This window comes from Micromonospora krabiensis, assembly GCF_900091425.1.
In the GTDB taxonomy this organism is placed as follows: domain Bacteria; phylum Actinomycetota; class Actinomycetes; order Mycobacteriales; family Micromonosporaceae; genus Micromonospora; species Micromonospora krabiensis.
Genome location: NZ_LT598496.1, coordinates 1,263,750 through 1,276,131 on the forward strand (window position 1 = coordinate 1,263,750; position 12,382 = coordinate 1,276,131).

Annotated in this window: 12 protein-coding genes; 5 read left to right on the forward strand and 7 right to left on the reverse strand. The window is 74.9% G+C overall.

Annotated features, from left to right (window positions below):
• The first annotated feature begins 410 nt into the window (after positions 1-410).
• On the forward strand, positions 411-1,853 hold the full coding sequence (gene rox, locus GA0070620_RS05545; protein WP_269456562.1) for a rifampin monooxygenase: 1,443 nt from the start codon (positions 411-413) through the stop codon (positions 1,851-1,853).
• Between the two features lie 262 nt (positions 1,854-2,115).
• Positions 2,116-2,655 (forward strand): DUF1062 domain-containing protein, encoded by a 540-nt coding sequence (locus GA0070620_RS05550; protein WP_231922245.1) that lies wholly within the window; start codon positions 2,116-2,118, stop codon positions 2,653-2,655.
• Positions 2,656-2,710: 55 nt separating this feature from the next.
• On the opposite strand, the gene GA0070620_RS05555 is transcribed toward GA0070620_RS05550, so the two are convergent.
• The gene (locus GA0070620_RS05555; protein WP_091588868.1) at positions 2,711-3,544 is read right to left on the reverse strand and encodes a nitroreductase/quinone reductase family protein; all 834 of its coding nucleotides are present in this window, start codon (positions 3,542-3,544) and stop codon (positions 2,711-2,713) included.
• A 306-nt stretch (positions 3,545-3,850) separates the two neighbouring features.
• A complete protein-coding gene (locus tag GA0070620_RS05560) occupies positions 3,851-4,690 on the reverse strand; it encodes a helix-turn-helix transcriptional regulator (RefSeq protein WP_091588869.1) in 840 nt (279 codons plus the stop codon).
• Positions 4,691-4,793: 103 nt separating this feature from the next.
• On the opposite strand from GA0070620_RS05560, the gene GA0070620_RS05565 reads away from it, so the two are divergent.
• Entirely contained in the window at positions 4,794-5,501 is a 708-nt protein-coding gene (locus tag GA0070620_RS05565) for an SDR family NAD(P)-dependent oxidoreductase (protein ID WP_091588870.1), read from the forward strand.
• Between the two features lie 41 nt (positions 5,502-5,542).
• Here the strand turns inward: GA0070620_RS05565 and GA0070620_RS05570 are convergent, their stop codons facing one another.
• The 5 genes from GA0070620_RS05570 to GA0070620_RS05590 form a co-directional block, all read right to left on the reverse strand.
• Positions 5,543-6,100, reverse strand: a complete 558-nt coding sequence (locus GA0070620_RS05570; RefSeq protein ID WP_091588871.1) for a GNAT family N-acetyltransferase — start codon at positions 6,098-6,100, stop codon at positions 5,543-5,545.
• A gap of 49 nt (positions 6,101-6,149) precedes the next feature.
• On the reverse strand, positions 6,150-6,632 hold the full coding sequence (locus GA0070620_RS05575) for a DnaJ family domain-containing protein (protein WP_091588872.1): 483 nt from the start codon (positions 6,630-6,632) through the stop codon (positions 6,150-6,152).
• Positions 6,633-6,776: 144 nt separating this feature from the next.
• Complete coding sequence (locus tag GA0070620_RS05580; RefSeq protein WP_091588873.1) at positions 6,777-7,601, reverse strand: SDR family NAD(P)-dependent oxidoreductase; 825 nt, start codon at positions 7,599-7,601, stop codon at positions 6,777-6,779.
• Complete coding sequence (locus tag GA0070620_RS05585) at positions 7,598-8,920, reverse strand: flavin-containing monooxygenase (protein WP_091588874.1); 1,323 nt, start codon at positions 8,918-8,920, stop codon at positions 7,598-7,600. Before GA0070620_RS05585 ends, GA0070620_RS05580 begins: the two co-directional genes overlap by 4 nt.
• A 59-nt stretch (positions 8,921-8,979) precedes the next feature.
• Entirely contained in the window at positions 8,980-9,630 is a 651-nt protein-coding gene (locus tag GA0070620_RS05590; RefSeq protein ID WP_231922246.1) for a TetR/AcrR family transcriptional regulator, read from the reverse strand.
• A gap of 72 nt (positions 9,631-9,702) precedes the next feature.
• Between GA0070620_RS05590 and GA0070620_RS05595 the strand changes: the two genes are divergently transcribed.
• On the forward strand, positions 9,703-11,049 hold the full coding sequence (locus GA0070620_RS05595) for an MFS transporter (protein WP_091588875.1): 1,347 nt from the start codon (positions 9,703-9,705) through the stop codon (positions 11,047-11,049).
• Positions 11,050-11,129: 80 nt separating this feature from the next.
• Positions 11,130-12,308 carry a coiled-coil domain-containing protein gene (locus tag GA0070620_RS05600; protein ID WP_091588876.1) on the forward strand — a complete coding sequence of 393 codons (1,179 nt, stop codon included), beginning with the start codon at positions 11,130-11,132 and terminating at the stop codon, positions 12,306-12,308.
• Positions 12,309-12,382 lie beyond the last annotated feature (74 nt).

The window sequence follows — 12,382 nt, forward strand, 5'->3', positions numbered from 1 at the left end:
GTTGGCGTAGGAATCGGATCGACCCAGGCCTGCGGCAGGACGCCGACCCGGTGAGCGCAGGGTGCACCACTCTGATTCATTACGCACAAGAACTGTCATTATGGTGTAGCGACGATATGTCCAGACTGTCCGAACCAATTTTCGGATTACCGGTAATGACAATCCAGTAATGAAGGCGCGCTGCGGGGCCGGCTTCACCGAACCTCCGGCGTCGACGCGGCGGGCGAAAGGGCTGGACGGGGCGATGCCCGGGCTTGTAACTTCCAGGTGCCTGTGACACCGCCCGAGGAGGTGAGACCCATGAACGACGTTTCGATGTGGGTGCTCCCCCGTCCCGTCACGGCCGCGCGACTGACGTAGGTGTCGCCGGGAGCGCCTCCCCCATGAGGCTCTCCCGAAAGGCAACACCTGTGCACTCTGCCCACGGCACCGAATACGACGTGATCATCGCGGGCTGCGGTCCGACCGGCGCGATGCTCGCCGCGGAACTGCGCCTGCACGACGTACGGGTCCTCGTCCTGGAGAAGGACACCGAGCCGGCGTCGTTCGTCCGCATCGTCGGCCTGCACATCCGCAGCATCGAGCTGATGGCGATGCGCGGGCTGCTGGAGCGCATCCGTGAACGCGGACGGCAGCGCCCGGCCGGCGCCTACTTCGCCGCCATCGACAAGCCCGCGCCCGCGAACCTGGACTCCGCGCACGCGTACCTGCTGGGCATTCCGCAGCCGGTCATCGTCCAGCTGCTCGAAGAACACGCGATCAACCTGGGCGCACAGGTCCGGCACGGGTGTGCGGTGGTCGACGTCGCGCAGGACGACCAGGGGGTGACCGTCCGACTGGCCGACGGGGAACAGCTGCGCTCGCGCTACCTCGTCGGCTGTGACGGCGCGCGCAGCACCGTACGCAAACTGCTCGGCGTCGGTTTCCCCGGCGAGCCCTCGCGCAACGAGACGCTGATGGGTGAGATGGAAGCGGGCGTGCCGCCGGAGGAGGTCGCCGCCACGGTGTCCGAGGTCCGCGAGACCGACAAGCGCCTGATCGTCGCCCCCGCGGGCGCGGCAAGGTATCGCGTCGTGGTTCCCGCCGCGGGCGTCAGTGACCGTGCGGAGCCGCCCACCCTCGAGGACTTCCGGCGACAGTTGCGCGCGGTCGCCGGCACCGACTTCGGCGTGCACTCCCCGCGCTGGTTGTCCCGCTTCGGGGACGCCACCCGGCTGGTCGACCAGTATCGGGTCGGGCGCGTGCTGCTGGCCGGCGACGCCGCGCACATCCATCCGCCCATCGGCGGGCAGGGCCTCAACCTGGGCGTCCAGGACGCGTTCAACCTCGGCTGGAAACTGGCCGCGCAGGTCCGCGGCTGGGCGCCGCAGACACTGCTGGACACCTACCAGGCGGAACGTCGTCCGGTCGCCGCGGACGTGCTGGACAACACCCGCGCACAGACGGAACTGCTCTCCGACGGGTCGGGCCCACGGGCCGTACGCAGGCTGCTCACCGAACTGATGGACATCGACGAGGTGAACCGCCGCCTGCTCGAGAAGATCACCGGGATCGGCGTCCGCTACGACCTCGGCCCCGGCCCCGACCTGCTCGGTCGCCGCCTGCCCGACCTCGACGTGACGCCGGGCCGCCTCTACGGGCTGCTGCGTCGCGGCCGCGGCCTGCTGCTGGACCGCACCGAACGCCTGACCGTCGGCGGCTGGTCGGACCGGGTCGACCACCTCGCGGACCCAGGTGCGGCGCTGGACGTTCCGGCTGTTCTGCTCCGCCCGGACGGCCACGTCGCCTGGATCGGCGAGGACCAGCAGGACCTGGACGACCACCTCTCCCGCTGGTTCGGCACGCCCACCTGACTCGAAACCGGTTGAGCCCGCCATCCGCGTTCCCGTAGGTTGCGCCTACCCCCGCCGCCGTGAGGACAGAGGACGACCCGCGTGACCCCGCCTGCTCTCTAGACCTGACACCTTTCTCCACTCACCTGTAGCCGACGTATCCGTCGGTACTGCCGGGCTGCCCTGGTGCGCCCGGCCCTACAGCGTCCGAGGCCGCGCGTGATCGGCCTCGTGTCAGGTCTAGAGATCAGGTCTAGAGATCATGTCTTCACAACCTCATATCGTGCTGCCCTGGGTCGTTCGCCGGACCAGGCTGCCGCTGCTGTCGTTGCGGTGCGTGGACTGCCGTTCGGGGTCGGCGACCACCGGCGCGGGCCGGTTCCGCGTCAACGCCAACGGCAAGCTGCTGGACGTGTGGCTGCTGGTCCGCTGCGTGTCCTGCGATCGGACGAGCAAACTCGCCGTGCACGAGCGGACGCCGGTCAGCGCCTTCGATCCGGTCGAGCTGCGCGGCTACCAGCTCAACGATCCAGGGCTGGTGGCGTCCCGGCTGCTGGACCCGCTGTTCGCCCGGCGCAACCGGTACGCCCTGGACTGGACGGGCGCCTGGCAGCTGATCACCCCGTCGGCGTGGCCCGACGACGCGTGGCCGGTGCACGTGGACGTCGTCTTCGACGATCCGGTGCCGGTGCGCCCGGACCGGCTCATCTCGCGCGGCCTGCGCCTCAGCCGGAACGAGGTGCTGCGCCGGGTCAAGTGCGGCGTTCCGCTGCGCCGTCCCACGGCCGCCGGATTCAGCTTCACCGTGCTGGCCGGAGAGTAGGACCCGCGGCCGGGCGGACCATCCGGCCCGCCCGGCCGCACCGGGAACTGCTTGCTCAGCCGATCCCGTCGAGGATCGGGACCAGCTGCTCCTCCTCGTACGCCAGGTGCCGCTCCAACTCGTCGGTGAGCCGGTCGACCTGCCGGCGTACCTCCGCCGGGTCTGTCCCGTCGTCGCCGACGACGGCCTGCAGCCGGTCGACCAGCTCCGCCACCCGGACGTGCTCCTCGCGCAGCCGGTCCAACGTCGGGGCCAGCTCGGGCCGCTGCGCGGCCAGGCCGACGAACATCCCCGCGTCCTCGCGGGTGTGGTGGTGGTGCAGCCCCTGGCAGACGGCCAGGCAGTTCACCCGAAGCTGCGCCCCCAACCGCGGTCCACCGGCGGCCGCCTCCCGCCGGATCAGCGCCAGCTCCCGGCGGAACGCGTCGTGGATGCGGACGAGGGCGGCCCCCCAGGACGGCGCCTCGGGTGGCCCGGCGTCGGCCGGTTCCAGCGCGATCACCGGGATCTCCCGGCTCGTCTTCGCCTGGTAGTCGGCCCAGCCGGGGTCCGCCTCGACCGCCCGGGCGAACCGCTCGTCGCGCTCCGCCCCGGCGAGGACCACGGCCCGGGCCTGGTAGGTGAAGATGCCGTCCTCGACGGTGACGAGGGGCTCGGCGAGGATGTTGCGGAACCAGTCCGGGTGGCGCGGTGCGCCGCCGGCCGAGGCGATGACCAGGATGCGGCCGCCGTCGTCGGGCAGGTAGCCCACCGGAGTCGTGTGCGGTCGCCCGGTGCGCGCGCCGGTGGTGGTGAGCAGGATCAGTCGGGCGCCCTCGAACGGGCCGGCGACCCGACCCCCGGTGGCGCGAAACTCGTCGATGATCTGTTGGTTGAAGTCGTTCGGCATGCTCCGCATTTCTTCGCTTCGGCGGTACGCGGGAACGCCGCGCACCGGTCGGGCGCGTGCGCGGTCGGGACGTGAAGAAGGGGGCGTGGCCGGCAACGGCGCACGCGGAAAAGGCAGGAGCCCGGTTGGGGCGGCGCGAAGGATGGCGGGGCACGGGCCCGCCGCGCGGTCACCCGGCGGCCGGGTACCCGACTCGCTCGTGGCCCATGGCCGACCCGGCAGTCACGTCGACGACCCTAGTTCCCGCACCGGCCGGCGGGCAACGCCGAGGCCGCACCTCGTGGCGGTCGCGCCCGATCGGACCGGTCAGCCGACGAGCGCCTGGGTGCCGAGCACCGTGAGCAGCGCCAGCCGTTCGGCGTCGTCGGTGCCGGGCTCGGCGGTGTAGACCATGATCCGCAGGTCGCTGCCCGCCACGGTCAGCACGTCACAGTCCAGGGTCACCGGGCCCACCCCCGGGTGGTCGATCGTCTTGCGCGCGCTCTCGTGCCGGCCGACCGCCCCGGACTCCCACAGCTCGGCGAAGCGGGCGCTGTTCGTCCGCAGGTCGGCGATCAGCCGTCGCAACCGCTGGTCGGCCGGGTAGCGGGCGGCGGCGGAGCGCAGGTCACCGACCAGCGCCGCCTCCAGTTCACGCCGGTCCTGCGGCGTGTACCGGGCTCGGCCGGCCGGGCCGAGGAACTGCCGCCACACCCCGTTGCGCTGGTTGCCGCGCCACCCGGACGGGTCACCCATCAACGCGGCGTAGGGCGGGTTGGCCAGCAACAACGTCCAAGAGGCGTCGTACACGGCGACGGGTGTCCCGGTCAGCCGGTCCAGCAGCCGCTGCACGCTCGGGGTGAGGTAGGCGGGCACCGTCTCCGGGCCTGGCGGCACCATCCCGGCCAGTCTGAACAGGTGGGCCCGCTCGGTGCCGGACAGCCGCAGGGCCCGGGCCAGAGCCTCGACGACCTGCGCCGACGGGTGGGAGGCGCGGCCCTGTTCGAGACGGGTGATGTAGTCGACGGAGATCCCGGCTAGCAGGGCAAGCTCCTCACGGCGCAGCCCGGTCGCACGCCGATGCCCGCCGGCCGGCAGCCCGGCGGCCTCGGGTGAGACGCGGTCACGCCAGCGACGCACCGCCTGCCCGAACTCCACCGTCGCCATGACCCCAGTGTGCGCCGACGACGCCGGAACCTGCCTGGTACCGGCAGTCCCAGGAAAACCGGACGCCTGGCAGACCGCGCCGGCGCGCCGGACCGTGGAGGGCATGACGACAACACTCATCACCGGAGCGAACAAGGGTCTCGGCTTCGAGACCGCCCGGCGGCTCGTCGCCGCCGGCCACACCGTCTACCTGGGCAGCCGGGACGCCGAACGCGGACGCCGGGCCGCCGAGCAGCTCGGCGCACGGCTGCTCGTCCTCGACGTCACCGACGACGCCTCGGTTTCGGCCGCCTTGAAGGCCGTCGAGGCCGACGGCGGGCTGGACGTGCTGGTCAACAACGCCGGGATCGAGGGGCGGACGCCCGACGGGGGCGTCGTCGGCGCGGCGGAGGTCACCGCCGAGTCGATGCGCCCGCTGTTCGAGACGAACGTCCTCGGCGTGGTACGGGTCACCCACGCGTTCCTGCCCCTGCTGCGGCGCTCCGCCGCACCCGTCGTGGTCAACGTGAGCAGCGGCCTGGCCTCGCTGGCCCGCGTCACCGCCGAGGGCACCCCGTCGTACGCCTACCCCGGGGTCGCGTATCCGGCGTCGAAGGCCGCGCTGAACATGGTCACCGTCCAGTACGCGAAGGCGTTCCCCGACATCCGGATCAACGCGGTGGAGCCCGGCTACACGGCCACGGACCTGAACATGCGGACGGGCACCCAGACCGTCGAGCAGGGTGCGGAGATCATCGTTCGGATGGCGCAGATCGGCCCCGACGGACCGACGGGCGGCTTCTTCGACGTCGAGGGCCGCCTGCCCTGGTGACCGGTCCGGCGAGGTAGCGGGAGGTGGTGCCGCGCCCGGCGTCAGCCCTGGTCGGCGCGGCGGACGTGCCGGTGTCCGTCGCGCGGGAACGGCGGCCGGGCGGGCAGCACCTCCTGGAACCGGAAGCCGGTCTTCTCGGCCACCCGGCAGGAGGCCGCGTTGTCCACCTGGTGCAGCAGCTCCAACCGGGCCAGGCCGGTGTCGCCGAAGCGGGCGAACGCCCAGCGGCTCATCGCGTCCAACGCCCGGCCGGCGACGCCGCGCCCGCGCGCCGGTGCGGCCGTCCAGTAGCCGACCTCGGCGTCCGGGCGTCCCGGTGTGACCTGTTTCAGCACGACGTTCGCCACCAGGCGCTCGCCGGCCTCGGTGTCCGGTTCGAGCACGGCGAAGCTGAACGCGGAGCCGTCCGCCCAGCCCTGCCGTCGCTGCGCCAGCCACCGGTCGGCGTCGGCCGGGCTGGTGACGTGGAACCGGGTCCAGCGCAGCAGCACCGGGTCCTGGTAGGCGGTCAGCAGGGCGTCCCGGTCGTCGTCGCGCCACGGTCGCAGGATCAGCTCCGGCGCGGACGCGCGTGCCGGCGCGCGGAGAATGCTCGACATGCGGCCAGTCTGCCGCCTCGGGCCGCGACGCGGTGGCCCGGCGGCGGCGTCAGGCGGCGGACCGGCGGCGCCAGGGCAGCCAGGACCAGGGCGTACGCGGTGCGCGCGCCGGCGGCTCGGCCGGTGCCGCCGTGGTCGCGGCCGCGGGGCGGCGTTCCTCGCGCCAGCGGCGGACCACCGCGTCGACGTCGACCGGTCGCACCACCACGCGCGGGCCGGTCGGGGTGCGCAGCCACGCCATGACCTCGGCGTTGAGGACCGCGCAGAACGCGCGGACGGCCTGCTCGGTGGGCAGGTCACGGACCTCGTCGGGCACCTGTTCGATGCGGCGGCGCAGCTGCAGCGGGGTGGGCAGCAGCAGGTGGGCGGGTAGCTTCTCCCGCTCCATGAAGCTCCTGATCCACCAGCCCTCGTCGTAGGGCAGGTTGCGGCCGGGGATCGGCTTGCCGGCGCCGGGCAGGTTGTCGAACTCGCCGCGCTCCTGGGCGGAGCGGATCTGCGCCTCGACCGCCGCTTCCCACATGTTGCTCATTTCCGACACCTCCCCGGGTCACACGGTAACGCGCCGCCGGCCGGCGGCTGCCCGCCACGCACAGCGCCCGCCCGTCCGCGGGGCATTCCCGGCCGGGCGCGGGGGTGGCCGCCACCACGCGCGCGGCCGGGGCGCGAGCGGTGGTCAGCGCGCCCGGTCGCGGGCCCGGCGGACCATTCCGGCGGCCAGCGGCGCGGTGTCCAGGTCACCGGCGGCGATGCGCCCGGCCACGGTACGGCGCACCAGCCGGTCGGCCAGCCCGGGCGCGTGCCGGGCGAGCGCCAACTCCAGTCGCCCCCGGGCGGTGGTGGCCACGTCCCGTGGGGCGCGGCGGGCGGCGGCGGCCCGCTGGATGGCCCGGACCACCCCCTGCACCGGCTCCGGGCGGGACACCCCTTCCAGCGACAGCCCGGCTTCGACGGTGCTGTCGTGGATCGGCGACGACACCATGCTCGGGTAGACGACGCTCACCCCGACGTGGGTGCCGACCTCGTGGCGCAGCGCGTCGGCGTAGGCGACCAGGGCGCGCTTGCTGACGCCGTAGGCGGCGGCGAGCGGCAGCGGCAGCAGCGCCATCCGGCTGGCCACGAAGATCACCCGGCCGCGGGCGCTGATCAGGTCGGGCAGCGCCGCCGCGGTGGTCCGCCAGGACGCGAGGAGGTTCACCTCCAGCTGGTGGCGCACCACGTCGTCGGGGGGCAGCTCGGCCGGGGCGGGCCCGCCGACGCCGGCGTTGTTGACCAGCAGGTCCAGCCCACCGAGCCGCTCGACGGCGGCGCGGACGGCCGCCGGGACGGCGTCGGCGTCGGTGAGGTCGCAGGGCAGCACCGGCACGCCGGCGTCCGGCGCGGGGTGCCGGTCGAGGCCGACCACGTTCGCCCCGGCTCCGGTCAGCGCGGCGCTCAGGTGCCGGCCGAAGGTGCCGCTGGCCCCGGTGACCAGGACGCGCCGGCCGGCGAGGCGGTTCACGGCCAGGCCCCGGAGCGGGCCCGGCGGGCGCCGGCGGTCAGTTCCCGGCCGAGCTGCGCCAGGTACGCGTCGAAGTCGACCCGCATCGCCGGGCGGCGCTGCCCCCAGCGGGCGGTCGCCGCCCGCAGCTCCGCCCGGCAGGCGGCCCGTTGGGTCGCCGGGTCGGGCAGGGCGTACCGGCCGGCGAGGTAGCCGGCGACGAGCCGGGCCTGCGCCTCGACCAGGGGGAACGCGGCGCCGGTGGACTGCATGAGGCCGACGAACATCAGCCCGGGGGCGTCGGTGTGGAACACGTGCCGGTACAGCGGCAGGGTCTCCGGGCCGTCGCCGAGCAGCGCCGGGTCGAGGAACGGGACCTCCACCCGGTAGCCGGTGCACCAGACGACGAGGTCGACTTCGTCGACGCGGCCGTCGGTGAACTCCACCCGCCGCCCGTCGAAGCCGGCGATCGCGGGGCGAGCCTCGATGTCGCCGTGGGTCAGCCGGGACAGCAGCGCGTCGGAGAGCGTGGGGTGGTCCTGGAGAAAGCCGTGGGTGGGCGCGGGCAGGCCGTAGCGGGTGGGCGCGCCGACCGTGGTGCGGAGCATCGTCTGGCTGATGCGTTGCCGAAGCCGCCACGGCAGCCGTCGGGCCAGCGCCCCGTTGAGGGTGTCCGACGGGCGGCCGAGCAGGTATTTCGGCACCACCCAGACACCCCGGCGTAGGGAGAGCAGGGTCCGCTCGGCGGCGTACGACGCGTCGACGGCGATGTCCATCGCGGAGTTGCCGCCGCCGACGACGAGGACCCGGCGGCCGGCGAGCTGCTCCGGGCCGCGGTAGTCGTGGCTGTGCAGCTGCTCCGCGGCGCACGTGCCGGGGTGGGGCGGGGTGGGTGGCTTCGGTACGCGGTTGTGGCCGTTGGCGACCACCACGGCTTCTACGGTCACCTCGACCGTCCCCTGCGGACCGTCGGCGCGCACCGTCCAGGTGCCGTCGGGTCCGCGGGTGACCCGCTCGACGGTGTGCCGAAGTCGCACGGCCGTGCGCAGCCCGAAGCGGTCCGCGTAGTCGGCGAGATAGCCGGCGACGCGGGTGTGGTCGGGGTAGTCCGGCCAGTCGGCGGGCATCGGGTGGTCGGCGAACTGGGTGCGCCCCCGGCTGGTGTTCAGGTGCAGGGTCCGGTACGCGGGCGAGCCGGGTGACCCGTACACCCAGAGGCCGCCGACCTGGTCGGTGGCCTCGAAGCAGACCGCGGGCACGCCGGCGTCGGCGAGCGCCTTCAGGGTCGCGAGGCCGGCCGCGCCGGCGCCGACCACCGCCACCGTCGGCCGCACACCCATCCCGCCCCCCGCCTCTAATCCAACGTCCGATGGATAATTGCCGGCACCGGCGGGATCCGTCAAGAGTCGACCGGCCCGTACAGGCGGTCGAGCAGGTGGTGCACGAACCGGCGGAACTCCGCCCGCTCCCGGTCCCGCGCCGGTCCCGACGCCAGCAGGGCCACCACGTGCCCGTGCACCGCCCAGACCAGGCTGCGGGCGGTGACGTGCGGGGTCGGCTCGACCAGCGCGCCCGCCGCGGCGGCGGCGCCGAGCAGGTCCGTCACCAGGCCGTAGAGCGGGGTCGCGTAGCGGGCGTCGAGGTCGGCGTGCCGGTCGGGCTCCAGCCAGCGGCGCAGCCACAGCGCGGTGGTCTCGGGGCGCTGTTCGAGGAAGTCGACGAAGACGTCGACGAGGTCGTGCAGGGCCCGCCGGGCGGCCGCCGGCCCGGCCGCGAGGGCGGACCGGGCGCGCGCCGCCGCGGTCTCCAGCACCTCCCGCTCGGCCGCGAAGACCCAGGCGAAGCAGGCGTCGTAGAGCTGCGCCTTCGTACCCAGGTGGTGCGAGACCGTGGCCACGTCGACGCCGGCGGCCGCCGCGATCTCCCGCAGCCCGACGGCGTCGAAGCCCCGTCGGGCGAAGAGCGCGGTGGCCTCGGTCAGCACCACCTCGCGGGTCGGGCGCGTCTCGTCGCGGCGGGGTCGGCCGGGCCGGCGTCGGGGCATGGTCATGGCGGCCATTCTGCCCCTAGAATCCATCAACCGTTGGATTGGCGGGCGGGCGCGCCCGGACAGGAGACCGCCGTGACCGGGCTCGACCAGCAGCCGACCAGCACGGACACGACACTGCCCCGCGGCCCGCTGGTCGGCTTCGCCACCGGTTCGCTCGGCATGGGCGTCTGGGTGACCGTGCCCGGCCTGCTGCTGCTCTACTTCCTCACCGACGTGCTCGCCGTCGCGCCGTGGCTGGCCGGGCTGGCCCTGCTGCTGCCGAAGATCGCCGACGTGCTGCTGCACCCGTGGGTCGGGCACCGCAGCGACGTCGCGCAGGCCCGCCACGGCAACCGGCAGCGGCTGCTGCTGCTCGGCTGCGCCCTGCCGGTCGCCTTCGCGGCGCTGTTCGCGGTGCCCGGCGCGCTGACCGGCGCTCCCGCCGCCGCCTGGGTGGCCGTCGTCTTCGTCGCCGGCAACCTGCTGTTCGCCGCCTACCAGGTGCCCTACCTCGCCACCCCCGCCGACCTGCGGATCGGCTACCACGAACGAACCCGGCTGATGGCGTTCCGGATGGTCGTGCTCACCCTGGGCATCCTCCTGTCCGGGCTGCTCGCTCCCCTGCTCGCCGGCGGCGACGCCGCGACCCGGGCCGGCTACCAGCGGATGGGCCTCCTGCTCGCTGCCGGCATGCTCGTCACCCTGCTGGTCGGAGTCACCGGCATCGCCCGGCTGCGCCGGGCCGCGGCCACCCCGACGCCGACGCACGGCGGCGGATGGCGGGCCCTGGTCGCGGCGCTACGCGACCGGCAGTTCCGCTGGCTCGTCGCCGCCTACCTGGCCATGTCCACCACCACCCACCTGGTCCTCGCCGCGGTGCCCTACTACGCCGAGTACGAGCTGGGCCGCGCCGGCCTGACCACCGTGCTGGTGGGCGCGTTCGTCGCGCCCGCGCTGCTGGTCACCCCCGCCTGGCTGGTCGTGGCGCGGCGACTGGGCAAGCAGCGGGCGCTGCTGGTGGCGCAGGGCGCCTTCGCGGTCGGCTCGCTGGTGCTCGCCCTGGGCCGCCCGGCCGGCCTGCCAGTGCTGGTCGGCGCGGTGGCGGTGCTCGGCGTCGCGTTCGCCGGCATGCAGCTGCTGCCCTTCTCGATGGTCCCCGACGTGATCCGTGCCGCCGGCGCCGCCGGCGCCGGCACCTACACCGGCGTCTGGACCGCCACCGAGGCGACCGGCGCCGCGCTCGGCCCCTACCTGTACGCGCTGAGCCTGGCCGCCGGCGGGTTCGTCGCCTCCGCGGCCGGCGAGACGGTCACCCAGCCCGGCTCGGCGCTGGCCGCCGTCCGCTACGGCTTCGGACTGCTGCCGGCCGCGCTGATGCTCGCCGCGCTGCTGCTGCAACGCCGCTACACGCTCGACGCGACGGCCCGCGCGGCCAACTGAGCCGACCCGCGCGGTCCCGTGCCGTCGGGCCGGCCCGCGACGGGTCGGCCGGACCGCCCCGGCACTAGACTTCGGCCTCGATGGACGCCCAGCCCACCCCCGTCGAGACCCGTCCCTGCGGCCACTGTGGACGGCCGGTGCCGCAGCGCGTCGGCGCGGGTCGTCCGTTCCGGTACTGCCGCGACAACGACGGCGCCTGCCAGCGCGCCTCCCGCAACAGCCGGATGCGGCACCGCAACGCCCCCGGCCTGCCCGGGCAGGTGGCCCGCACCTGGGAGGCGGTGGACCGGCTCGACCAGATCGTGGAGACCCTGGCCGAGGCGCTGCACGCCGAGCTCTCCCCGGTCGGCGTCGAACGGCAGCTCGCCGAGGCGCGGGCCGAGGCGGCCACCGCCGTGGCCGCCGCCCAGACCGAGCGCGACGAGGCGCGCCGCGACGCGGAGGACGCCGCCGCCGCCGGCGCGCAGGCCCGGGAACAGGCGCGAGCCGCGCTGGCCGAGCGGGACGCCGCCCGGGAGGCGGCCGAGCGCGCCGCGCTTCAGGCGGCCCACGACGTCGAGCGGGCCCAGCGCGCCGAGGCGGCCCGGGACGAGGCGCACCGCACGGCCAGCGCCGCCGACGCGCTGCGCACCCAGGCCGAACAGGACCGCGACGCCGCGCGGCGGGAGTTGGCCGCCGTGCGCGGCGAACGTGACACCGAGCGGCGTCGCGTGGCCGACCTCACCGCCGAGCGGGACACCGCCCGCGCCGACGCCGAGCGGGCCACCCGCGCGGCCACCGAGGCCGCCGACCGCGCGCAGCGGTGGCGCGTCGAGGTCGAGGACGTACGGCGACAGATCGAGCAGGCCCGCACCGACACTGCCCGCGCCCGTGCCGGCGCCGCCGATGCCGTGCGCGCCCGGGAGCAGGCCGACCGGGCCCGGGAACGGGCCGAGGAGACCACACGGCAGGCGACGGCCGCCCGCGAGGAGGCGCTCGCCGAGGTCGGGCGGCTGCGGGCCGAGCTGGCCGGCGGCGTCGCGCGGCACGAGGCGCTCGCCGGGGAACTGGCCACCGCCCGGGCGGCCACGGCCGCCGTCGAGGAGCGGCTCACCGACCTGACCGTACGGCTGCGCGCCGCGGAGGCCGACCGCGACCTGGCCCAGCAGCGGGTCGCGCAGCTCGCCGGCCAGGTAGGCGACCTGGCGGCCGCGCTGGCCCGGCTGGGCACGGGCACCACGCCCAGCCCGGCGGCCGGTCTCGACGTGTCGGCGACCTGACCTCCGCGCACCCGCGCGTCATGCCCCGTTACCCTCCGTTCATCAACCGTCCATTCAGGTATTTACTGATGGCG